This window comes from Wenjunlia vitaminophila DSM 41686 (assembly GCF_000380165.1).
Classification (GTDB): Bacteria; Actinomycetota; Actinomycetes; order Streptomycetales; family Streptomycetaceae; genus Wenjunlia; species Wenjunlia vitaminophila.
In genome coordinates, this window is sequence record NZ_KB904735.1 from 57,495 (window position 1) to 80,077 (window position 22,583).

16 protein-coding genes are annotated in these 22,583 nt (G+C 73.6%); 11 read left to right on the plus strand and 5 right to left on the minus strand.

Annotated elements, in window-relative coordinates; all coding sequences use genetic code 11:
- The first annotated feature begins 1 nt into the window (after position 1).
- From A3IG_RS0127200 to A3IG_RS0127225, 6 genes are read left to right on the plus strand one after another with little or no spacing between them, the layout of a single operon-like run.
- The gene (locus A3IG_RS0127200) at positions 2-1,228 is read left to right on the plus strand and encodes a pyridoxal phosphate-dependent aminotransferase (protein WP_018386744.1); all 1,227 of its coding nucleotides are present in this window, start codon (positions 2-4) and stop codon (positions 1,226-1,228) included.
- A complete protein-coding gene (locus A3IG_RS0127205) occupies positions 1,225-2,448 on the plus strand; it encodes a mandelate racemase/muconate lactonizing enzyme family protein (RefSeq protein ID WP_018386745.1) in 1,224 nt (407 codons plus the stop codon). The genes A3IG_RS0127200 and A3IG_RS0127205 overlap by 4 nt, the downstream gene beginning before the upstream one ends.
- Positions 2,445-3,668: a M20 family metallopeptidase gene (locus A3IG_RS0127210; RefSeq protein ID WP_018386746.1), complete on the plus strand. Its 1,224-nt coding sequence runs from the start codon at positions 2,445-2,447 to the stop codon at positions 3,666-3,668. The genes A3IG_RS0127205 and A3IG_RS0127210 overlap by 4 nt, the downstream gene beginning before the upstream one ends.
- Positions 3,659-4,603: a carbon-nitrogen hydrolase family protein gene (locus tag A3IG_RS31555; protein WP_018386747.1), complete on the plus strand. Its 945-nt coding sequence runs from the start codon at positions 3,659-3,661 to the stop codon at positions 4,601-4,603. Before A3IG_RS0127210 ends, A3IG_RS31555 begins: the two co-directional genes overlap by 10 nt.
- On the plus strand, positions 4,600-5,748 hold the full coding sequence (locus A3IG_RS0127220; protein WP_018386748.1) for a M24 family metallopeptidase: 1,149 nt from the start codon (positions 4,600-4,602) through the stop codon (positions 5,746-5,748). Before A3IG_RS31555 ends, A3IG_RS0127220 begins: the two co-directional genes overlap by 4 nt.
- Positions 5,745-6,203, plus strand: coding sequence for a RidA family protein (locus tag A3IG_RS0127225; protein ID WP_018386749.1), 459 nt, complete (start codon positions 5,745-5,747; stop codon positions 6,201-6,203). Before A3IG_RS0127220 ends, A3IG_RS0127225 begins: the two co-directional genes overlap by 4 nt.
- Here the strand turns inward: A3IG_RS0127225 and A3IG_RS0127230 are convergent.
- On the minus strand, positions 6,187-6,681 hold the full coding sequence (locus tag A3IG_RS0127230; protein WP_026220724.1) for an NUDIX hydrolase: 495 nt from the start codon (positions 6,679-6,681) through the stop codon (positions 6,187-6,189). The two genes, A3IG_RS0127225 and A3IG_RS0127230, sit on opposite strands and share 17 nt — an antisense overlap.
- 12 nt (positions 6,682-6,693) lie before the next feature.
- Here A3IG_RS0127230 and A3IG_RS35575 point away from each other — a divergent pair, with 12 nt between their 5' ends.
- Positions 6,694-7,041 carry a hypothetical protein gene (locus A3IG_RS35575; RefSeq protein WP_018386751.1) on the plus strand — a complete coding sequence of 116 codons (348 nt, stop codon included), beginning with the start codon at positions 6,694-6,696 and terminating at the stop codon, positions 7,039-7,041.
- Between the two features lie 82 nt (positions 7,042-7,123).
- Positions 7,124-9,091 (plus strand): WD40 repeat domain-containing protein, encoded by a 1,968-nt coding sequence (locus A3IG_RS0127240; protein WP_026220725.1) that lies wholly within the window; start codon positions 7,124-7,126, stop codon positions 9,089-9,091.
- 110 nt (positions 9,092-9,201) lie between these two features.
- Here the strand turns inward: A3IG_RS0127240 and A3IG_RS0127245 are convergent, their stop codons facing one another.
- Together A3IG_RS0127245 and A3IG_RS0127250 are read right to left on the minus strand one after the other, a co-directional pair.
- Positions 9,202-11,208 (minus strand): prolyl oligopeptidase family serine peptidase, encoded by a 2,007-nt coding sequence (locus A3IG_RS0127245; protein WP_018386754.1) that lies wholly within the window; start codon positions 11,206-11,208, stop codon positions 9,202-9,204.
- Between the two features lie 200 nt (positions 11,209-11,408).
- On the minus strand, positions 11,409-12,887 hold the full coding sequence (locus tag A3IG_RS0127250) for an MFS transporter (RefSeq protein WP_018386755.1): 1,479 nt from the start codon (positions 12,885-12,887) through the stop codon (positions 11,409-11,411).
- 345 nt (positions 12,888-13,232) lie between these two features.
- On the opposite strand from A3IG_RS0127250, the gene hpnR reads away from it, so the two are divergent.
- The 3 genes from hpnR (at position 13,233) to A3IG_RS0127265 (ending at position 18,929) form a co-directional block, all read left to right on the plus strand.
- Positions 13,233-14,744 (plus strand): hopanoid C-3 methylase HpnR, encoded by a 1,512-nt coding sequence (hpnR, locus tag A3IG_RS0127255; protein ID WP_018386756.1) that lies wholly within the window; start codon positions 13,233-13,235, stop codon positions 14,742-14,744.
- Positions 14,745-14,904: 160 nt separating this feature from the next.
- Entirely contained in the window at positions 14,905-15,456 is a 552-nt protein-coding gene (locus A3IG_RS0127260; protein WP_018386757.1) for an HPP family protein, read from the plus strand.
- A gap of 137 nt (positions 15,457-15,593) precedes the next feature.
- Positions 15,594-18,929: a S8 family peptidase gene (locus A3IG_RS0127265; RefSeq protein WP_026220726.1), complete on the plus strand. Its 3,336-nt coding sequence runs from the start codon at positions 15,594-15,596 to the stop codon at positions 18,927-18,929.
- Between the two features lie 174 nt (positions 18,930-19,103).
- Here A3IG_RS0127265 and A3IG_RS0127270 read toward each other — a convergent pair whose 3' ends face one another.
- Positions 19,104-20,060 carry an IS481 family transposase gene (locus A3IG_RS0127270; protein WP_026220727.1) on the minus strand — a complete coding sequence of 319 codons (957 nt, stop codon included), beginning with the start codon at positions 20,058-20,060 and terminating at the stop codon, positions 19,104-19,106.
- 171 nt (positions 20,061-20,231) lie between these two features.
- Positions 20,232-22,544, minus strand: coding sequence for a tetratricopeptide repeat protein (locus A3IG_RS0127275; RefSeq protein ID WP_018386760.1), 2,313 nt, complete (start codon positions 22,542-22,544; stop codon positions 20,232-20,234).
- Positions 22,545-22,583: the final 39 nt, after the last annotated feature.

The window sequence follows — 22,583 nt, forward strand, 5'->3', positions numbered from 1 at the left end:
CGTGTTCGACCTGCCCGAGGCCATCCAGCGCCTGTCCATGCCCGAGCTGTCCGGTCAGCTCGGCATGTCGCTGCGCGACGCGGAACGCGCCCTGGAGAACGCTCCCGGCCCCGCGGAGCTCCTGGACGCCACCTACGCCGACACCCACCGATTCCCCCCTCCGGCGTGGGCACTGCCCACCTTCGTTGACGCGGCCGGCGGCAGCGGCATGACCTACACGCCGTACCGGGGCGACCGGGCCGTCCGCGAGGCCGTGGCGGACAACGTGTCCACCGTCCTGGGGATACCCGCGACCGGGCCCACCGACGTGATCCTCACCCCGGGAACCCAGGGGGCGCTGTTCGTGGCGCTCGCTGCCCTGCTGTCGCCGGGTGACCTGGTGCTGCTGCCCGACCCCGACTACCTGTCCACCGAGCGGATGCTGCGCTACTTCGGCGCCGAGGTGCGCCGGATCCCGATGGTCTGGCCGCACGAGGGCGACACCGGTCGCGGCGCCCGCCCGACGCTGGACCTCGACGCGCTGGAACGGGCAGCCGCCGAGCGACCCAGGCTCATGGTGTTCTCCCACCCCAACAACCCGACCGGCGCCGTCTACGACGAGGGAACGATCACGGCGATCGCCGACCTCGCACGTCGGTTTGACTTCGCGGTCATCGCCGACGAGCTGTACTGCCGGCTGGTCTATGACGGAGAAACGTTTCATCACATCGCCGCGCTCGAGGGCATGGCCGAGCGGACGGTGACCCTGCTCGGTCCGTCCAAGACCGAGTCGCTCTCCGGGTACCGGCTCGGTGTCGCCGTCGGCCCCCGCCCCCTGGTCGATGCCATGGAGGACGTCCAGTCCTGCACCGCGCTGCGCGCCCCTTCCTACGCCCAGCACCTGCTGGCGCGGTGGATCGCCGAGGACGGCACCTTCCTCGAGCGGCGGCTGAGGGAGTACCAGGCCCTACGCGACACCACGGTGAAGAAGCTCAACGACTCCTCGCTGTTCCGGGTGAACGCCAGCTACGGCACCGCCTACGTCTTCCCCGAGGTCCTGACCGCGGCCAGCGACCAGGAGGTGGCCCTCGCCCTGAAGGAGAAGGCCGGCGTGGTGGTCAACCCCGGCTACCAGTTCGGCCCCGCGGGCACCGGGCGGATGCGACTGTGCTTCGCCCAGGACGAGGCCGTCTGGGACGCCGCCCTCGACCGGATCATCGACGTCGTGGGCGCTCTGGGGCCGGCGTGACCGGCACCGCGGCGGTCGTGACGCAGGCCGCGTACGGCGTCGTCGGCCTCCCGTTGCGCCGCCGGCTGCGGCACACCACCGCGGACACCGGCGAACTCACCGTGGTGCTGCTGCGCCTCACCCTGGCCACCGGGCACGTGGGGTGGGCGGAGACCAGGGGCAACGGTGAGTACGCCACCCACCACACCACCGGCGACATCGTCGCCGCCCTGGCCGGCCTGCCACCCGTCACCGACCCGGTGTGGGGCGCCCCGTCCGCCCTCGCCGACGCCCTCGCCGAGCGGTGTCCACCCGCCGCCATGCTGCTGGACGTCGCCACCCGCGACGCCGAGGCCCGCTCCCGCGGGCTTCCGCTCTGGGCGACCCTGCCCGGTGCCGGCCCGCCGGGAGGGCGGGGCCCGCGGTCGCTGGCGACGCACGCCCAGATCGGCTTCGGCACCGCGGAGGAAGCCGGAGTGCTGGCGGCCGAGGCAGCCCGTGCGGGCTTCGGCCGGATCAAGATCCGGGTCGGTGGCCGACCGGAGGAGGACCGGGCCCGGGTGACCCTCGCACGGCGGGCCGTGGACCGAGCGGTCGGTGCCGGCGTGGTGGCCATCGCCGTGGACGCCAACGGCGGCTGGGACCCGGCCACCGCGATCAGCGCCACGGCCTGGCTCGCCGACCAGGGCGTGGCCTGGCTGGAACAGCCCACCCCACCGGACGACCCCGCCGCGCTGGCCGCGGTGCGCTCCGTGGCCCGAGTGCCCGTCTGGGCCGACGAATCGGTGCGCGGCGCCTCCGACGTGCACGCTCTCGCCGCCCTCGGGGCCGTGGACGGCGTCCACCTGAAACTGGAGAAGACCGGGACCGTCGGCGCGCTGACCGCCGCCGTGGCGGCGGCCCGCGGCCACGGCCTGGACGTGGGGCTCGGCCAGATGGACTGCGGCCGGCTGGGCTGCGCCACCACCACGCACCTGGCGGCGGGACTCGGGACCGCCGTGGCCGAACTCTGGGGCTGCGCCAACGTCGCCCGCGACGTCACCGAGGGCCTGGAGCTGCGTGCCGGCGCCGTCGGCCTCCCGCGGGGGCCCGGCCTCGGGGTGCGCGTCACCCTCCACCCCGCGGAACTCACCCCTCTGGGGCAGCACTCCCGCTCCGGCGCGCGGCGCCAGGGACCCTGGTCCGGCGGGGGACCCGCCGGCGCGGGCACACCCGCACCCGAAGGCAAGGAACTGGTATGAGCAGCAGCATCACCGCCCCGGTCACCGCCTCCGGCGGCGCACCCGACAGCACCGTCCTGGACCTGCTCACCGCCATGGTGGCGTGCGACTCCACGACCCCCACCGGCGAGGAGGAGAGCACCGCCGAGCTGCTCGCCGAGCGGCTGTCCGAGGCGGGGTTCGAGGTGGAGACCGAACGCCTGGGGCCGGGCCGGGTCAACCTCACCGCACGCCACCGCTTCGCCCCGACCGGTCCTTCGGTGATGCTCAACTCCCACCTGGACGTGGTCCCCGCGGGCAGCGGCTGGACCAGCCCGCCGTTCCGACCGACGCTGCGCGACGGACGGCTGTACGGGCGCGGGGCCGCCGACGCCAAGGGCCCCCTCGCGGCCATGGCCTGCGCCGCGATCGACCTGGTCCGCGGCCCGGACCGGGACCGGCTGCACGGGGAGGTGGTGTTCTCCGCCGTCTCCCAGGAGGAGGGCGACTCCGCCGGTGCCCGTCACCTGGTGCCCCGGCTCCGGCGGGACGGACGGCTGCCCGACGCGGTCATCGTGGGCGAGCCCACCGGGATGCGCCTGCTGACCGCCCACAAGGGTTCGGTCCGGCCGGTGATCGAGGTCGTCGGGGTGGCCGCGCACGCCGCCAACCCCGGGGCCGGCGTGAACGCGGTGACCGCCGCGGGCCTCCTGCTCGACCGGCTCGGGGAGTACGCCGCCGGTCTCGCCGCCCACGGCCACCCCCTGCTCGGCGCACCCACCTGCACCCCGGTGTTCATCGCCGGCGGCGAGGCCCCGAACGCGGTGCCCGAGCGGTGCCGGATCACCCTGGACCGGCGGATGGTCCCGGGCGAGACCCCGCAGTCGGTGCTGGCCACGATCGACGCGGTGCTCGCCGACTTCAACACCGGGGGACACGGGGCGCACGCCTCCGTCGTGGAGTGCGCCCCGAGCACCGGCGGGCCCTCCGAGACCCCGCAGGACCACCCGTTCGTCCAGCTCTGCCAGCGGGCCCTGGCCGCCGCGGGAGCCGACGACGCCCTCGGCGGCCTCACCGTCAACTGCGACATGACGCACTTCAGGGCCGCGGGCGTGCCCGCGCTGGTGTGCGGACCCGGCCGCCTCGAGGTGATGCACGCGCTCGACGAGCACATCGTCGTCAGCGAGCTCGAACAGGCCGTTGACCAGTACCGCGCCATCCTCCTCGAGGCGCTGGACGGCGGGAGCCCGCGATGGGTCTGAGGATCGCTCTGGGCCAGGCCGCCAGTGTCCCCGGCGACCTCACCACCAACGTGGCCACCGCGGTGCGGCTGGTGACCGAGGCCGCCCGTGCGGGCGCCCGCCTGCTTGCCCTGCCCGAGCTGTTCGCCTGCGGCTACGACCCCGCGGCCATCGCGGCGGGCCGGCCCGGCTACGTGCTGGACGCACCCGCCGCCGACGGGCGGTGGCCCGCCGGCTCCGTGCTCGCCCCACTGGCCGAGGCGGCGGACCGCCACGGGATGTGGGTGCTCCTCGGGGCCGCGCTCGTCACCGCGGACGACCCGGTCGGCGGCGAACCGGGCGGGACCGACCACCTGCCGGACCGTCGCGGAACACCTGCCCGACCGCAGAACGCCGTGCTGGTGTTCGACCCCACCGGCCGCATCCGGGGCCGTTACGCCAAGGCCCACCTGTGGGGGCCGGAACGGACGGCGTTCACCCCGGGAGCGGAGCTGGTGATGGTCGAGGACGGCGGGGTCTCGGTGGGGATCGGCATCTGCTACGACGCCGGTTTCCCCGAGCTGACCCGCGCCTACGCCCGTGCCGGCGCGCACGCGGTGCTGTTCAGCTCGGCGTTCGCCGAAGGCCCCACCGCCTACCGGTACCACGTCTACCACCCGGCGCGAGCGGTGGAGAACACGGTCTACACGCTGGCGGTCAACGCCGTCGGGGACCTCGCCGGCGACCACTACTTCGGATGCAGCTCCGCCTGGCACCCGGACGGCCGCCCGCTGGTCACGCACCCGGGTGGCACGGGGGTCGTCGTCGCGGACATCGTCCCCGAGGAGGTGGACCGGGTCCGGGGTGCCCTGCGCTACCTCGCCGAACTGCGCACCGACATGTTCGCCCCCGGGCCGCCGGCGCCGCTCACCCGTATCCGCACCACAGCCGTCACCATGACAGGAGCAGCACAGTGAGCCCCGTCTTCCCCCCGTCCGAGTACCAGCAGCGGCTGGGCGCCCTGCGCGCCACCCTGGAGGCCGAGGGACTGGACGCCGTCGTCGTCCACACCCCGGAGAACGTCTGCTACCTCTCCGGGCACGCCACGCCCGGTTACTACACCTACCAGTGCCTCGTCGTCACGACCGCCGGAGACGCCGCGCTGCTGATGCGGCAGACCGAGACCGACAACGCCGCGGACACCAGCTACCTGGAGCGGATCGTCGGGTTCCCGGACAGCGCCGACCCGGTGCGGGCCACCGCGGACCTGCTGGCGGAACTCGCCCCGGGCGCACGCGCCGTGGGAGTGGAGGCACGTTCCTGGTTCCTGCCGCCGGAGCCGTTCGCCCGGCTCGGCGCGCTGCTCAGCGACCGCGGGGCCCGGGTGGCGCACATCGACGGTGTGCTGGCCGCCGCCCGACTGGTGAAGTCGCCGCTGGAGATCGCGCAGATCCGGGCCGCGGCGCGCAGCACCAACGCCGGTGTGGCCGCGGCGGCGTCCGCGGCCGTTCCCGGCGCCTCGGAGCGCACGGTCGCCGCTGCCGCGTTCGAGGCGCTGATCGCCTCCGGCTCCGAGTACTTCGGCATGGAGCCGTTCGTGGCCTCCGGTCCACGGGCCGGCACGATCCACGCCAGTTGGTCGGACCGGGTCATCCAGCGGGACGAGGCGGTGCTGCTGGAGATGTCGGCCACGTGCGGGCGCTACAACGCGCCCCTGATGCACACGGTGTGGACCGGGGCACTGGCTGGTGAGGCCGCGGCCATGGCCACCGCCTGTGCCCGGGCCAGGGACGCGGCGCTGGCCCACGTCCGCCCCGGCGGCTCGCCCGCCGCCGCGCACGCCGCCTGCAAGGAGGCGATCGCCGACGCCGGGCTCGCCCACACCTACCGCAAGCGCAGCGGCTACTCGGTGGGCATCGCCTTCGCCCCGGACTGGGGGGAGGGGCACCTGTTGTCGCTGGGCGAGAACGAACAACGGGCCTTCGCCCCGGGAATGGTCGTCCACGTGGTGCCCACGCTGCGCGTTCGGGGCACCGCGGGGATCGGGCTGTCCGCGACCGTGCTGGTCACCGACGACGGCCACGAGGTGCTCACCTCGTGCGACGTGGGACCGCAGCGGTGAGTGCCGCCACACCGACACCGGACGCGCCGGTGCCCCAGGGCGACTACCAGGCGGCCCGGGTGGTCGGCGGGCTGGTGTTCACCGCGGGGATGACGCCCCGTGCGGACGGAGGGTTGCCCGTGGTCGGAGTGCTCGGAGCTGACCTGACGGCTCTCCAGGCGGTGCCGTTGGCGGCCCTGGCCGCGGCCCGCGCGGTCGAGGCGGGCCGGCGGGCGGCGGAGGCGGCCGGACTACGGCTGACCTCGGGGATTTCCATGACCGTGTACCTCGCCGCGACGCCTGGCTTCACCGAGCACAGCCGGGTCGCGGACGGTGCGAGCTCCCGCCTGCGCGCCCTGCTGCCCGGGCCGGCGCCGGTCCGGGCAGCGGTCGGCGTGGCCAGCCTGCCGTCGGGCGCTCCGGTCGAGGTCACCCTGGTGCTGGCTACCGAGCCGGCTCTCAGCCGTCAACCGTGATCGGCTGGTCCGGTGGGCCGTCCGCCAGGAGCGACGCCACCAACGTCGGCAACCCGGTCGGCCGCAGCAGCTCCTGGGTGGCGGCCAGTTCCGCGGGGGTCCACCAGTGGTGTCCGGTGATCACGGCCCTCTCCACCTTCTCGAGACCGGAGGTGTCCACCGCGAAGGCGGTCACCCGGGCCAGGTAGTAGCGCTGCTGCACCTCGCGGGCGACGCCCTTCCACACCGCCACCCAGGGACGCCCCCGCCATATCTCCGGGCCCAGCGACACCGTCGTCAGCCCGGTCTCCTCCCGCAACTCCCGCACCGCTGCCTGCTCGTGGGTCTCGCCCGGCTTGACGCCTCCACCGGGGGTGAACCAGCGGACGCGCTCGTCCGCCTCGTCCCGGGTGGAGAACAGCAGCAGTCGGTCGGCGTCGTCCAGCACCACCACGCGCGCGGTCGGGCGCGGCACCAACTTCCCCTTCGACCTCTTCATCCCGTCAGATTAATGCTGGTGTGTCACGCACGCTGGGGCGTTCTCGAGGACGGGTACGACGGCGTCGCCGGTGGTGCCCTCCCCGGCGTCGAGGCGTGCGCGGTGCTGACGCGCGGCCACATCGTCCTCATGCCGGGCGACGGCGCGTTCGGTTCGGACCCGCTCGCTGGCGAACGGCCCGTGTGCGACCGGTACACGTACGACAGGCTGCGCCCCCACGTCATCGCCTCGCTCGCCGACCAGTTCGCCGAACTGGCCGAGTCGGCCCGCGCCGCCGCCGACGCCTCATCAGCGAACGGACGAAGAAAAGTCACGTTCCATCCACATCTGCTTCATAATTCCGCCGCACCTGTCCGTTGAATGCCCTACGCTGCGCGTACCAGCCGCGGCCCGCACCCAGCGGGCGCAGCGCGGCCCTCTTTTCCGTGGGGGTTACACCACTGTGCGTGTGCGCAGAATCTCGACCGCTACAGCCTTAGCGGTCCTCTTCAGCTCTGTTGCTCTCTTCGGCGCCGGCACTGCGGCGGCCGACAGCAGCAGGTCCCTGCCGATCACGTCGAGCGGGGACATCGTGGTGGACAAGGTCCACCAGCGGATCTTCATCAGTGACCCGCAGAGCGGCAAGATCGTCGCCACTGACTACACCGGCACCGTCGTGGGCACCGTCCCGGACCTGCCCGGGGTGACCGGCCTCCAACTCGCCCCCGACTACGCGACGCTGTACGCCGCGGTGCCCGGGGCCAGCGCCATCACCGCCTTCGACACCGCCAGCCTGACCGAGTCCGGCCGGTACGCCACGGGTGAGGGAACCACTCCGAGGCACCTCGCGCTCGCCGGGCAGAAGCTCTGGTTCGGGTACGGCAGCGGCAGCGACGGCGACCTGGGCTCACTCGACCTGTCCGGCGCGGAACCCGTGGTGACGCTCGGCCAGGAAGGTGACGTCGAGTTCACCCGGGCGCCACGGCTCGCCGCGACCCCGGGTGCGCCCGGCACCCTGGCCACGGCGACCGACCAGTCCAGCCTCGCGGTGTACGACGTCGCCGGCGACCGGGCCGGTCTGACCGCGCGGTCCCAGACGACGTCGACCAGCAGCATCGACGACCTGGCGCTCACCCCGGACGGCACTCGGCTCGTCACCGCCAACCGGTCCGGCACCCAGCACCGGGTCTGGCAGACGACCGACCTCTCCGAGCAGCCGGCCTACGCCACGGCCTACTACCCCAACGCGGTGGCCATCGCCGAGGACGGGACGGTCGCCGCCGGCAGTGAGTCCTGGTCGGAACCGGACATCCAGATCTTCCAGCCGGGTGCCACCACACCGCTGCGGAACTACATGTTCTCCAGCACCAGTGGTTCCGAGAACCTCGGCACCGCGGGCCTGGCCTGGGAGCCGGACGGGACGCGCCTGTTCGCGGTCTCCAACAACGGGGGGACGCACACCCTGCGCGTCCTCTCCGCGCCGCGCAAGTCGGTCACGAAGATCACGGTGAACGCGCCGAGCACCGCCACCCGGGCCAAGCCGCTCACCGTGTCCGGGACGGTCTCCGCGTCGCTGCCGCTCCCGGCGGGCACCCCGCTGACGGTCACCCGTACCGACATGGAGTCACCCACCGGCAAATCGCTGGGGACCAAGACCCTCAACGCGGACGGGACGTTCTCGTTCTCCGACACCCCGCCGTCCGGCGGCACGGTGACCTACAAGGTCAGCTACGCGGGGAGCGCCACCCACACCCCGACCTACGCGTCGGACTCGGTCCTCGTCTCCCGCACCGCCACCACACTGACCCTGAACAACAACAAGAAGGTCTATGCCTGGGGCAGCGAGGTGAAGTTCACCGCGCACCTGGGCGCCACCTACAAGAACCGCACGGTGTCCATCTACGCGGACCCCGAGGGGCTCTACGCCCCCAAGCGGCTGGTGCGGACCGCCGTCGTGAACAGCGAGGGCAACATCTCCGCCACCATCACGCTGACCAGGGACACCACTGTCTCCGCGACCTTCGCCGGGGACTCCCGCACCCTGGGCAGGACGGCCAGTTCCTGGGTGGGCACCAGGGTCAGGGTCGCCACCAGCCTGAGCGGCAGCTACAAGACGGCGAAGATCGGCAGCCTCTACTACCAGTACTTCAAGACGACCGCCACGCCGGTGCACAAGACGTCGATGTCGGCCTACGAGTACCGCAGGTACCGGATCACCATCCAGGTGTACGCCAACGGCGCCTGGCACTACAACGACGTCGACAACGACTACTTCCCGGTCGGCACCCCGGGGGTGCAGCTCGTCGGCTTCAACGAGCCCGGGTACCGCTTCCGCATCCGTTCCTCCTACATCCCCGGTACCTCCGCGTCCGGTGACTCCGTGAACACCATCACCCACAGCAGCTGGCGGTACTTCACCTTCGTCAGGTAAGCCACCGCACCCCAGAAAGCCTCCGGCCGTTCCCCCGAGGGGGACGGCCGGAGGCATGAGCGCGGGGCCGCTGGGCGGCCGGCCCCCGCGCCGGGACCCGGCGGCCCCGGTCAGGAGGGGACGAGCCGCAGTTCCGGGACCCCGGGCGCGGCGAAGCCGAAGACCTGCCCGTACAGCGCGAGTTCCGCCTCGAGGCAGGCCACCAGGGTGTCCGCCCGGCGGAAGCCGTGCTGCTCGCCCTCGAACGCCAGGTAGGCGTGGGGCACGCCCCGCCCGCGGAGCCCTTCCAGCAGGCGTTCGCTCTGCCTCGGCGGGCAGACCTCGTCCTCCAGCCCCTGGAGCAGCAGGAACGGCACGGTGAGCCGGTCGGCGTGGTGCACCGGGGAGCGCTCCCGGTACCGGTCCGCGGACTGCGGCAGGGGCCCCACCAGGGTGTCGAGGTAGCGCGACTCGAAGTCGTGGGTCTCCCCGTCGGCCCACTGGGTCAGGTCGAGCACCGGGTACTTGATCACGCCGCAGCGGTAGGTGTCTGTGGTGGTCAGTGACGCCGCGGCGGTCCACCCGCCGGCGCTGCCCCCGCGGATCGCCAGCCGGGCCGGGTCCGCGGTGCCCTCGGCGGCCAGGGCCGCGGCCACCGCCGCGCAGTCCTCGACGTCCACCACGCCCCAGTTCTGACGGAGCCGGTCGCGGTAGGCGCGGCCGTACCCGGTGGAGCCGCCGTAGTCCACGTCGACCACGCCGATGCCCCGGGTGGTGAAGAACGCGACGCCCAGGTCGTGGACGGGCGTGGCACGCCCGGTGGGGCCACCGTGTGCCCGCACCACGTAGGGCGGGAGCTCGCCCTGTGGCGCGGTGACGTCGGGGTTCCGCGGCGGGTAGACGTGGGCGTGGACGTCCCGGCCGTCCGGTCCTGTGAAGGTGCGCAGGACCGGCTGGGGGACGTAGGCGGGGTCCACGACGTCCCGGTGCGGGCACCCCACCACCTCGGTGTGGCCGGTGTCCGGGTCCGTGGCCACCACCTCCAACGCGCGGTGCGGTCCCCCGGCGACGCCCACGACGGTGGTGCCGCTCACGGCGACGCAGGGCGTCCACTCGGTCCAGGGGCCGGTGGCGTCGGTGAGCGCGCCGGTGCTCGGGTCGAGCACCCCGAGCCGCTGGGCGCCGACGCCGTGGGCCACCGCGATCCGTCCGTCGCGCAGCGGGGCGAACCACCGGTACCCCGGCTGCCACAGCGGCCCGGCGAACTCCTCCTGCCGCGGGCACAGCGCGGTCGCCACGCCGGTGTCCGCGTCGATCCGGTACAGGTTCCACCAGCCACCGCGGTCGCTGGCGGTCAGCAGGGCTCCCGGGGCCGTCCACTCCACCTGGGCGATGGACTCCCCGGGGCCGCCGGCGACGGTGCGGCAGGCGGTGAACGTCCCGTCCGCGGCCACCTCCGCCACCTTCAGCTCGGTGCTGTCCCACGGCATCGCCGGGTGGTCCCACCCGAGCCAGGCCACCCGGCCGCCGTCGGGGGAGAGCCGCGGGCCGGTGAGGAAACGGGTGTCGCCGCCGAGCCGTCTGATCCCGCCGCGGTCGTCGGCCGCCGAACCGTCCAACGGCACCGCGACCAACAACCGTCGCAGGTCGCCGGGACGGGGCCCGGTGAGCTCCTCCAGGACGCACCACACCTCGCCGCGGTCGGGCAGCACCGTCAGGTCGGCGTAGCGCAGACCGCTGGGGAGCGGTGGGACGGGGGTCAACGGCACCGGCTCGGCGTCGGGTCCGTCGGTGGGGTGGGCGTCCAGCCGGTACATCCGCTGGTCGGCGAAGTCCACGAAGACCACGACGGGGCGTCCGTCAGGGCCGGGGGCGCCCGCCCAGGGACGGCCCCCGTACTCCATGACCCGGCTGCGCACGTTCCACGGCGAGGCGAGGACCTCGACCCCGGGGCCACCGCCGGCGGGACGGCGCACCAGGGTGTACCGGCCCCCCTCGGCCGGGCGTGACTCGACCCACCAGATCTCGTCCCCCACGGTGTCCGCCCACTCGGGGACGCGTCCGTCCGCCGCGGCGAGCCGGGCGGTCACCGGTGAGGTCCACGAACCGTAGGGCGCGGTCTGCGGTATGGCCACCATCTGCCTCACTTCGTCAGGGTCGGTGCGGGACACGGGGCGGCCGCCAGGACGGGGAGAGGCGGAACACACCCGCCGTTCCGCGCCACCGCGACCACGTGTTGCTCACGCGTCACCGTACGCGCACCCCTCGACCCGGCCCAAGAGCAGCACCGGACCCGGACGGCCCCCGCCGCCGGCCCTTGTCCTCCTGCACCACCTGGTCAGCCCGGGCCGCTGCCCGCCACGCGGGCCGACTCGAGCGCCGTCGCGACGTCCCGCGGGTAGGTGCGCAGGGCGAGGAGGGAGACCAGACCCGCGGCGAACAGGGCGACGAGGCCCAGGTGGAAGGTGGTCTCGAGGCCGCCGGTGCCACCACGCCCGGTGAACACCTGGGAGGAGAGCGCCCCGAAGAGCAGGGGGCCCACGAACTCCCCCGACGTGCGCACGAATGTCCGGGTGCCCTCCGACCGGCCCCAGAGGCCCGGGGGGACGATGTCCAACCGGGCCGCGTCCAGCGGCGGGTTGGCGGCGGCGAGCAGCGCGCCGCCGAGCGCGAGCAACGGCACCGCGAGGACCGGTGACCCGGTGGTGAGCCCGGGGGCGAAGGCCAGTGGTGCGGTGAGCAGCACCACGGCGGGGACCAGCACCCGGCCGTTGGCCCGGCCCCGCCACAGCGCCCAGTCCGGTGCCCTGGCGCCGAGCAGCAGGCCCGCCAGGACACCGACGCCGATCAGGAGTGTCATGGCGCCGGCCGTGAAGCGGCCCACCCCGTAGTGGTGGATGACGTAGAACAGGGCGAAGGTGCGCAGACCGGCGAAGAAGAAGTAGGCGAGGGTCGAGGCCACGATCATCAACACGACGGTGCGGATGCGCAGCACGTAGACGAACGCGCGCCAGGCCGGCATGCACGCCGGGTCCTCGTGGAGCACCCGGCCCGGGTACGGTTGCGCGGCGGGGCCCCCGGCAGTGCCCCGGACCGGCTCCGGCGCCACCCCCGCGCCCCGGGCGACCTCCTCGGACCGGGCGACCTCCTCGGACCGGTCGGGCTGGTGTTTGACGCCGCCCCCGCCGGAGGGGATGTGGCGCAGACCCGGACGGAGCCAGTCTCCGCCGCTCCTCGGGGGTTCGGGTACGCGCCACAGCACCCAGGCGAGGAACGCCCCCGGAAACGCCAGCCAGGCGAAGGAGTAGCGCCAGGTCAGGAGCGCCGTGACGGTGTTCGACAGCACATAGCCGGCCCCGGTGCCCAGCACCTCCCCGGCCAGGACGTACCCGTACAACCGGGCACGCTCGGCGGCGGGGAAGCAGTCGCCCATGAGCGAGGCCACGGCGGGCGCGGCAGTCGCCGTCACGGCACCCAGGGCGACACGCGACAGCAGCAGCCACAGGTACGAGCCGGACGCGCCGGCGAGCAGGGTGGCGGCCGACCAGAGCACCACGCTCACCGCGAGCAGCCGGGTCCGGGCGATCCGGTCGACCAGCACGCCGGCGGGCAGCGTGCACAGCGCCCCGGTCAGGGAGGTGAGGGAGATCAGCAGCCCGATGTCGGTGTGCCCCACCTGGAAGGCGTTCTCGATGTCCCCGGCGTTGACCGAGACGGTGGCCTTGTCCGCCCCGTCCAGCCCGATCACGGCGCTCAGCAACGCGATCACCTTCAGCCGGGCACGACCGCCCACCGCGGCGTCCGCCCGGCGCCCCACGGCTCCGGTGGCACGTCGCGGAGCCGAACGCAGGACGCCCCTCACGGGCCGCGTCTGCCGCCCGGCGCGGCCCCGGACCGGGGGCGTCGCCCGACGTGGGTGGCCAGGTCGCACACGAGCACGTCAACCGGATGCCCCGCTGCCAGCTTCCGCATTCCGCCCGGGCGCGGTATTAGCCCGGCGGGTGGCGGGGGGACGACGAGACGGAGGGCTCGGGCGTCCCTGTTGGGCCATCAGGTCGATGGTGAACCCCCGAGGGGTGGTCGTGACCCTCGTGGCGTTACCCCGACGCGTTCTCCGGACACAGGTGATGATCACACCGTTGTTCCTGGCTGGAGTTCGCGTATGCGCCTGCTGCTGGTCCATCCGAGTGCCCTGATGTACTCGGAGATCTTCCTCCGGCTCGAGCCCCTCGGGCTGGAGCGCGTGGCCGGTGCCGCCCGCGACGCGGGCCACGAGGTCCGTGTCCTCGACCTGCAGACGGAACCCCCCGCCGCGCTCGCACGGGCCGTCGCCTCCTTCCGCCCCGAGGCGGTCGGTGTCTCGCTCAACTACCTGGCGAACATCCCCGAGGCCATCGGGATCGCCCAGCAGGCCAAACGGATCGTGCCCGGCGCCTTCGTCTTCTTCGGCGGCCACAGCGTCTCCTTCGTCGCGGACGAGGTGCTCGAACAGGCCGACGGCGCCGTCGACGCGGTCGTCCGGGGCGAGGGCGAGACCGCCGTGGGCCCCCTCCTCGAGGCCGCCGCCGACGGTGACGTTACGGCAGCGCCTGGGGTGGTGACCCGTGAGGGCCGCGGCCCAGCCCCGCGGATGCTGCACAGCATCGACTCGCCCCGCCCCGCGCGTGACCTGCTGCGACACCGGCGCCGCTACTTCATCGGGGAACTCGACCCGTGCGCCTCCATCGAGTTCACCCGGGGCTGCCCCTGGGACTGCTCCTTCTGCTCGGCGTGGACGTTCTACGGGCGCAGCTACCGCAAGGCGTCACCGGACGCGGCAGCCGAGGAGATGGCGAGCATCCGCGAGCGGAACGTGTTCATCGTGGACGACGTCGCCTTCATCCGCCCCGAGCACGGCGACGCCATCGCCGCCGAACTGGAACGCCGCCGCATCCGCAAGAGGTACTACCTGGAGACCCGGGCCGACGTCCTGCTGCGCAACACGGAGGTGTTCGAACGCTGGCACCGGCTGGGTCTGAAGTACATGTTCCTGGGGATGGAGGCCATCGACGCCGAGGGCCTCGACCTGTACCGCAAGCGGATCAGCCCGGACGAGAACTTCCGCGCCCTGCGGACGGCCCGCAGGCTGGGCATCACGGTCGCGATCAACCTGATCGTCGATCCCTCCTGGGACGAGGAGCGTTTCCGCGTCGTGCGGGAGTTCGCGCTGTCCGTGCCGGAGATCGTCCACCTGACCGTGATGACCCCCTACCCCGGCACCGAGGTCTGGCACACCGAGTCGCGCCGGCTCACCACCCGCGACTACCGGCTCTTCGACATCCAGCACGCCGTCGTTCCCACCACCCTCCCGCTCGACCTCTTCTACCGCGAACTGGTCCGCACCCAGGCCGTGATCAACCGCAAACACCTCGGCCTGCGCACGGCGCTGGGCGCGGCCCGCGTCCTCGGCGGCAACCTCGTCCGCGGCCAGACCAACTTCGCCCGCATGCTGTGGCGCTTCAACGACGTCTACAACCCGCGAAGGCAACTCGCCGACCACAGCCGCCCTGTGCGGTACGAACTGCCGCTGCCCCGGCCCCTCGACGTCGGCGACCGACGCCAGCTCTACGTCCACACCAGGCCCGCTCCCCGCGGCACCGCCGCGGCCCGACGCGACCAGCAGCCCTCCGGGTAGGGCGCCGCACGCCGTCGGAAGCCGTCGGAGCCCGCCGCGGTCGTCCGCACCTCCAGGACCACCGGCCGTCCCGCGCACGCCCCCCGGGGGGAGGGGGAAAGCGACGGCTCGCCGGAGCGGGACCGCACACGGAGGACCGCCGCCGAAGGAGGCCACCAGGGTGGGACCGGAGAGGGACGGGCGGGACGACGGCCCCTGGCCGGGCCGGGCCGCGGTGGCGGCGCGGCTCTTCGTGCTGTCGGCCGCCCTGTTGACGGCCGTCGGTGCCCTGGGGCAGGCGATCGGCTGGACGACGCTCACCAGCACCCTGGGACCCACCGCGTACCTCGTCCTCGTCCACCCCGACAGCGTCACCGCCCGGGTGCGCAACGCGGTGCTCGGCCACGGTGCCGCCCTGGCCTGCGCCCTCGCCTGCCTGGCCGGGTTCGACCTGTGGGACCACCCGCCCGTCACCGTGTCGAACGAGGCCCCCTGGCCCCGGATCGGTGCCCAATCCTTGGCCGTCGGCGGCACCCTCGTCCTGCTGACCCTGCTGCGTGCCCACCACCCGCCCGCGGCGGCCACCGCCCTGCTGGTGGCCTCCGGCATCTCCCGGCCCGGCCCCCCGCTGTACGGCCTGCTGGTCGGCCTCGTCCTCACCGTCGTCCTCGCCCCGGCGCTCGCCCGGCTCCCTCCGTTCCGGAGCCGGACGGCGCGGGAGCACGCACCCTGACACCGCGGCAGGACCCGGCGGCCCGGGCCGCCGGCGGCTCCCGGCCGTCCGCGACGATCCCGCGCCGCCGTGCAACCCCCGGGGGCACAGCGGGAGTACGCAGGGGCGAACGGTCCGTACGAGGGACAGGTATCGCCATGAGACCAAGACATCCACGCCGTCGGTACGCGCTGCTGATCGCGGCGATAGCGCTGGCCACCGGCGCCACGGCCACCCCCGCGGTCGGGGAGGACACCGGTGGGCCAGCGTCCGCCGGCGACAGGCCAGGGGGAAAACCGGCCGGGACGCACACGGTGACGCTGATCACCGGCGACCGGGTAACGCTCACCACCGAGAACGGCAGCAAGGGCCTGACGATAGAGCCGGGGGAGGGCAGGAAGGACGTCGGGTTCGTCCGCAGTGTCACCGGCGACCGGGTCACCGTGCTGCCGTCGGACGCCCTCGCCCTGGTCCGGCAGGGCCGGCTGGACGAGCGGCTCTTCGACGTCCAGGGACTCGTGGCCATGGGCTACGACGACGCGTCCCGCTCCACGCTGCCGCTGATCGTCGGCTACGCCCAGGGCACCGCGGGCAGCCAGGCCCGCGCCGCGCTGGACACGGGCCGATCCGGCCCGGAACTGCGCAGCATCCGGGGGCAGGCCGTCGCCCCGGCCAAGGTCCGTGCCGAGGACTTCTGGGCCTCGGTGACCGAGGACGGCACCACCGCCAGGGCCAGGGGCAGCGCGGGACAGCGGACCCTCGCCCCCGGGGTCTCCCGGATCTGGCTCGACGGCGTGGTCCGCGCGGACCTCGACCGCAGCGTCAACCAGATCAAGGCCCCGCAGGCGTGGAGCAGCGGCCTCACCGGCAAGGGGGTGCGGGTGGCGGTCCTGGACACCGGGATCGACGCGGAACACCCCGACCTGACCGACGCCGTGTCCGACTCCCGTGACTTCACCGGCAACCCCGCCGGTGTCGCCGACGGCTCAGGGCACGGCACCCACGTGGCGTCGATCATCACCGGCAGCGGGGCGGCGGCCGACGGCACGTACGTCGGGGTGGCCCCGGACGCCCAACTGCTGGTCGGCAAGGTCCTCACCGACGACGGCTGGGGCACGGAGTCACAGATCATCGCCGGCATGCAGTGGGCCGCGGACAGCGGCGCCGACGTGGTCAACATGAGCCTGGGCGCCGGGCCCACGGACGGTACCGACCCCATGGCCCAGGCGGTCAACGCGCTCACCGCGTCGTCCGACACGCTGTTCGTGGTCGCCGCGGGCAACGACGGCATGCCCCAGGCGGTGTCCACCCCGGCGTCCGCCGACGCCGCGCTCGCGGTCGGCGCCGTCGACCGCGACGGCGTCCTGGCCGGCTTCTCCAACCGCGGCCCCCGGGTGCGCGACCACGCGGTCAAACCCGAGATCACCGCCCCGGGGACGGGCATCGTCGCCGCGCGGGCACAGGGCACCGAACGCGGGGAGCCGGTCGGTGAGCACTACACCGCGCTCAGCGGCACCTCCATGGCGACCCCCCATGTGGCCGGGGCCGCCGCCATCCTGGCGCAGCAACACCCCGACTGGTCGGCGGACCAGCTCAAGGCGGCTCTGACCAGCAGCGCGGAACCCCACGCCGGGAACGACGTGTTCGAGCAGGGCACCGGCCTCGTCGATGTCGCCAGGGCCGTCGGGCAGCCCGCCCACGCCAGTCCCAGCACGGTGTCCACGGTGCTGCCCTGGTCCCAGAGCACGCCCGCGACCAGGACCGTGACCTACCACAACGACGGGGACACACCGCTGTCCCTGGACCTGGCGCTGGACGTCACCGATGACCAGGGCAACGCCGCGCCGGTCTACGCCCTCGACGGCACCTCGGTCACCGTGCCCGCGCACGGCACCCTCCAGGTGCCGCTGACCACGCGGCCCGACGCGGTGACCCCCGGCACCACCTACCGCGGGACCCTCACCGCGCGGGGCGCCGACGGCACCGTGATCCGCACGGCGCTGAGCCTCCTGGCCCAGCGGGAGACGTACCCGGTGACCCTCGACGTCATCGACCGCGCCGGCAACCACGACGGCGGGTACGGGTACCTCCTCGTGGACGTCGAGCACGCGGAGAGCATCCCGTTCGAGGAGCGGGACGGGGCGTTCGTCGGCGACGCGCCGCCCGGCACCTACAGCCTCCTGGTGTTCAGCTACTCGGGAGGAAGCGTCACCCTGATCTCCGAGGAGGTGACCGTGGGCAAGGCCCCGTTGACCCTGACCGCCGACGCCCGCCGGGGTGTGCCGGTCACCACCACCGTGGACAGCGCCGCCGCCAGGCCGACCGTCCGGCACATCGGTGTGAGCGAGACGATGAACAACGGCAGCCTGGTCGAGAACACCGCCTACGCCTTCGACGACCAGCCGCTGTACGCGGTGCCCAGCACCGCGCCGGTGACGTCACGACCGTTCACCTTCCTCTACCTCGCGACCCTCGCCGACCCGCTGGACACCCCGGGCCGGCGCCTGTACAACCTGGCGTTCGCCCACGACGACGCCGTCCCCGCCACCCCGCGCTTCACCGCGCACGACAAGGACCTGGCCCAGGTCCGGGCGAGGTACCACTCCGCGGAGCCCGGCACCGGCAGCCGCAACAACCTCGTGTCCTTCCGTGGGAGCGGGTTCAGCAGCGGCGGTTTCTACGACGTCGCCGCGCCCGGCGAGGCCACCGAGTACTTCACCCCCGGGCCCGACTTCACCTGGGACCACCGGTCCAGCTCCCTCCCCGGGTGGTTCGGCGGCAGCCCGCCCAGGACCTACGCGGCCGGCGGGCGGTACGTGGAGAACTGGAACGCCGCCGCGTTCAGCCCCTGGGTCGAGACCGCGCGCTGTGCCGACATGCTGGTCGCGCACGTGTACCCGGCCAGTCCCTCAGGACGTGGCAACGTCGGCGGGACCGACCGCGCCGACACCACCAGCCACCTCACCCTGCTCCGCGACGGCCAGGAGGTCGCCGCCAGCGACGACCCGTCGGGGTACCTGGTCGCCGAGAAACTGCCCGACGCGTCCGCCCGCTACGCCCTCAAACTGGACTACCGGCACGGGGCGCCGTCGTTCCCGCTGTCCACCAGGGTCGCGACGGAGTGGGGCTTCTCCTCGGCGAAGGGCGACTGCGACGCGGAGCTGTCCCTGCTCAACGTCAAGTTGGACGGCGCCTTCCGGCTGGACAACAGCGCGCCGGCCAACAGCTCCTTCCCGCTCACCCTCACCGGGGAGCACCAGACCACGTCCGACCCGGTCGCCCTGACCGGCGCCACCGTGCAGGCGTCGTTCGACGACGGACGCACCTGGACCGCCGTCCCCACCGAGCAGACCCGCAACGGTGCGTTCCGCGCCGTCGTCCCCGCGCCGTGCGGTGAACAGCAGACGGGCTTCGTCTCGCTGCGCACCACCGCCCGGGACGGGCAGGGCAACACCGTCAGCCAGGAGGTCATCCGTGCCTACAAGGTGCGCTAGGGCCTGTCTGATAAATCCCGCCTGGGTCGTGACGCCTGGCACGCACGCTCGCTGTCGTTGTCGGGATCGTCCATGTACGCCCAGTACGAGGACGACCCTCCGCCTTGCGATCGCACGCACCAGACGCCGCGACCCCCGCCCTCCGGGCGGACTGCGCCACTCATCAGACAGGCCCTAGCTGTATTGACCTGAAGCGTTGTTCGCGCGGCTGATTGGTGGGTGGCCGCCGAGTGCGGTGTGGCAACGGTGGTGGTTGTAGTTGTGCAGGAAGTCTGTCAGGGCGGCGGTTCGTTCGTCGTTGCTCGCGTAGGGTCGCAGGTAGGCCCACTCCTCCAGCAGGGTGCGGTTGAAGCGTTCGACCTTGCCGTTGGTCTGTGGCCGGTAGGCCCGGGTGAGCTTGCCGGCCGCGCCGAGGTCGGCGAGCGCCTGCCGCCAGGCGAAGCTTTTGCGGTAGGGCCAGGCATTATCTGTCAGGACACGCTCGATGCGTGCAACGCCGCAGGTGGCGAAGAAGGCCGCGGCACGGGTCAGGAAGCCCGCACAGGTGGCGGCCTTCTCGTCTGGGTGAACCTCGCTGTAGGCGAGGCGGCTGTGGTCGTCCACAGCGGAGTGGATGTAGTCGAAGCCAGTGGTGCGGCGGCGGTCGGGGCAGGCGGCACGGCCGTGGACGCGCCAGCCTCCGCCGTCGGGAATGCGGCCCAGTTTCTTGACGTCCACGTGGAGGAGTTCGCCGGGTCGGCCGCGTTCATAGCGGCGGATGACCTGGCCGGTGGGCCGGTCCAGGAAGGACAGGCGGTTCAGGCCGTGCCGGGCCAGGACCCGGTGGACGGTGGAGACAGGCAGGCCCAGGATCGGCCCGATGCGGGCCGGGCCCAGCTTGCGCTCTCGCCGAAGGCGACAGACCTGTTCCTCCACTGCTGCCGGCGTCCGGTGCGGCGTGCTGTGAGGTCGGCTGGGACGGTCATGCAGGCCGGCTTCGCCCTCTGCCCGCCAACGACGCAGCCACTTGTGAGCCGTGGGCCGCGAGATGCCCATCTCAGCCGCCACGTGCGCGACAGGACGGCCGGAACGAACACGCTCGACCAACAGCCGCCTGCCGTGAACAGTCAGCCGGGCATTACGGTGGGACACGAAGACCTCCATGTGGTGCGTTCCTAGACAGCTCCACCACATCGGAGGTCTTCACCATGATCAAGTCCGACAGGCGTTAACAACGCTCATGACCAATACACCTAGCCGCGCCCGGCACCCGCACCGCCGGTGACGCGCAGGCGGGCCCGCGCCGCGGGCCCGCCGCAACCCTCACCGACCGTCCGGCGCTGACCCCTCCTCGCCCAGCAGCCTCCGGCGTTGCGCGACCGCCCACCCGTAGGAGGGGTCAGCCCCCACGGCCCGGGTGAGATCGGCCAGCGCCTCCTCCCGCCGCCCCAGCGCCTCCAGGGCCAGCGCCCGACTGCCCAGCGCCCACACGTAGCCCGGGTCCAGCGCGAGCGCCCGGTCGTACTGGGCGACGGCCTCCCCGTGGCGCCCCAGCATCCGGTAGACCTCACCCCGCTCGCCCGGGACGCCCGGGGTGTCGGGCTCCAACTCCTCCGCCCGCTCCAGGTCGTCCAGGGCCCCCCTCGGGTCCCCGAGCCGGCTGCGCACCCGGGCCCGCCGCACCAGGGCCCACGCGTAGTCGGGGTGGAGGTCCAGCGCCCGGTCCAGGTCCGACAGGGCGTCGTGCTCCCTGCGCAGCAACGCCCTGGTCTGGCCCCTGCCGGCCAGGGCCAGCGGGTCGTCAGGATCGGCCGCCACGGCCCGGTCGAGCTGTTCCAACGCCTCCTGGTACCGGCCGGCCCTGCGGTACGTCTCCCCGCGTTCCCGGACGACCCACGGCGCGTCCGGCTCCCGTTCGGCGCAGCGGTCCAGCGCGGTCAGCGCACGCTCGGTGTCGCCCCGCGCCCGGAAGACCACCGCCCGCCCGAAGTGGGCGCGGGTGAGCTCCGGGTCGAGTTCCAGGGCCTGGCGGAAGTCGGCCAGCGCGGCGTCGTACCCGTTCAGCGACCGGTGCTGCCATCCCCGCACGACCAGCGCTCGCGCCCGGTCCACGGCGTCCAGCGGCGCCTCCGCGAGCAGCAGCCCGAGGAGGTCCACGCTCCGCCGTCGCTCGTGGACCAGGGTGGCCAGGGCCCGTTGGCCCCACTCCCGCAACGTCTGCGCGTCGGCGTCCTCGCCGGCCTCGAGCAGGACCCACGCCCAGCGTCTGGCCGCCGGCTGCCCCGCGCCGCAGGCGGCGATCCCCTCGCGGAGCACCCCGGGCAGCGCTGCCGACGGCCGGGCGCACAACCGGTGGTACAGCTCCTCCAGCCGCAGCTCGCGCCACTCCTCCTGCTTCCACGCCTCGGCCGGCCCCGTCTCGTGGAGGGCGGCCCGGCCCGCCTGCGCGAAGGTGTCCGCCAGTCGGGTGTGCAGCTCGGCCCACCGACGCGGTGAGGTGTTGCGCAGCAACCGCAGCATGGGAACCCGGACCACGTCGTGGTACTGCCGACGACCGGGGTGCCCGCTGACGAACGGCAGGGAGCACAGCCAGGCGAACAGCTCCGGGGCGTCGTTGCCCACGGCGACCCGGAAGACGTCCTCGTCCAGCCGCCGCGGCAACGCCCCGGTCAGGGCCGCGGACCGGCGCACCGGGTCCTGCTCCCAGCGCAGGAAACGCTCCACCGCCGTCGCACTGGCGTCATCGCCCGCGCCGGGGTTCTCCGCCAGCGTGGACACCAGCACCGGCAGTCCGTGCGACAGCCGCAGGACGTCCCGCACCACCTGCTCGTCCCTGACCCCCCGGGCGGTGAGCAGGTCCCGCGCCTCGGCGTCGGTGAACGGCCCCAACGGCACCTGGGTGACCGCGGCGCCGAGGTGGGCCCACCCGCCCGGGTCGGGCGGACGCTGCCCGGCCAGCACGAAGACCAGGTTGGCCGGCAGCGGCTCGTGGTGCCCGCCGGTCAGCAGCTCCCGCAGCCACGGATCGAGGAACGGCTGGGTGCGCTCGTAGGTGTCGAAGAACAGCACGATCCACGGCACCCTGGCCGCGGCCCGGGACAACCCCTTGACCAGCGGCGGGGTCAGGGCACTGGCCGGGTCCACCACCAGGGCGGCGTCCCCGGTGTCGCGTGGCCGCCCGCTCCGTGGGGCGCTGACCAGGCCGGCGCCCGGAGCGAGGGCCGCGCCTGCCGCGGACGGCCCACCGTCCGTGTCGACCAACGCCGTGGAGCCCGTCTCCAGGCGGTGCCGCCGGTACGTGGCGAGCGTTCTGTCCAGCGCCGTCAACGGGTGGCCCTGCTCGGCGAACTGGGAGCCGATCGTGGACAGCACCTCGGGGACGTCGCTCGCGGTCTCGTCCACCAGGGCGGTGAGCGCACCGTGCTCGTGGCGAGCCAGGTCGGCCATCCGGCGCAGCAGGAACGTCTTGCCGACCCCGGCGTCGCCGTGCACGTACAGCAGGGACCGGTGGTTCGGGTCCCCGGCGGGGACCTGGAGGTTCCGGGTGAACACGGCCAGCTCGGCCTGCCGCCCGACGAACCGCTGCTGGCGGCGTTGCCGCGCCAGCTCGCGCGTCGACGGCCGTGCCCGCGCCATTGGCGTTCCCCTCCCAGGTTCCCCGGCCAGTGTGCCAGC

Excerpts from the sequence above, each read along its gene's own strand:
- A3IG_RS0127210 (WP_018386746.1), top strand. The coding sequence starts at position 2,445 with ATGAGCAGCAGCATCACCGCCCCGGTCACCGCCTCCGGCGGCGCACCC.
- A3IG_RS31555 (WP_018386747.1), top strand. The coding sequence starts at position 3,659 with ATGGGTCTGAGGATCGCTCTGGGCCAGGCCGCCAGTGTCCCCGGCGAC.
- A3IG_RS0127230 (WP_026220724.1), bottom strand. The coding sequence starts at position 6,681 with ATGAAGAGGTCGAAGGGGAAGTTGGTGCCGCGCCCGACCGCGCGCGTG.
- A3IG_RS35575 (WP_018386751.1), top strand. The coding sequence starts at position 6,694 with ATGCTGGTGTGTCACGCACGCTGGGGCGTTCTCGAGGACGGGTACGAC.
- A3IG_RS0127245 (WP_018386754.1), bottom strand. The coding sequence starts at position 11,208 with ATGGTGGCCATACCGCAGACCGCGCCCTACGGTTCGTGGACCTCACCG.
- hpnR (WP_018386756.1), top strand. The coding sequence starts at position 13,233 with ATGCGCCTGCTGCTGGTCCATCCGAGTGCCCTGATGTACTCGGAGATC.
- A3IG_RS0127265 (WP_026220726.1), top strand. The coding sequence starts at position 15,594 with ATGAGACCAAGACATCCACGCCGTCGGTACGCGCTGCTGATCGCGGCG.
- A3IG_RS0127275 (WP_018386760.1), bottom strand. The coding sequence starts at position 22,544 with ATGGCGCGGGCACGGCCGTCGACGCGCGAGCTGGCGCGGCAACGCCGC.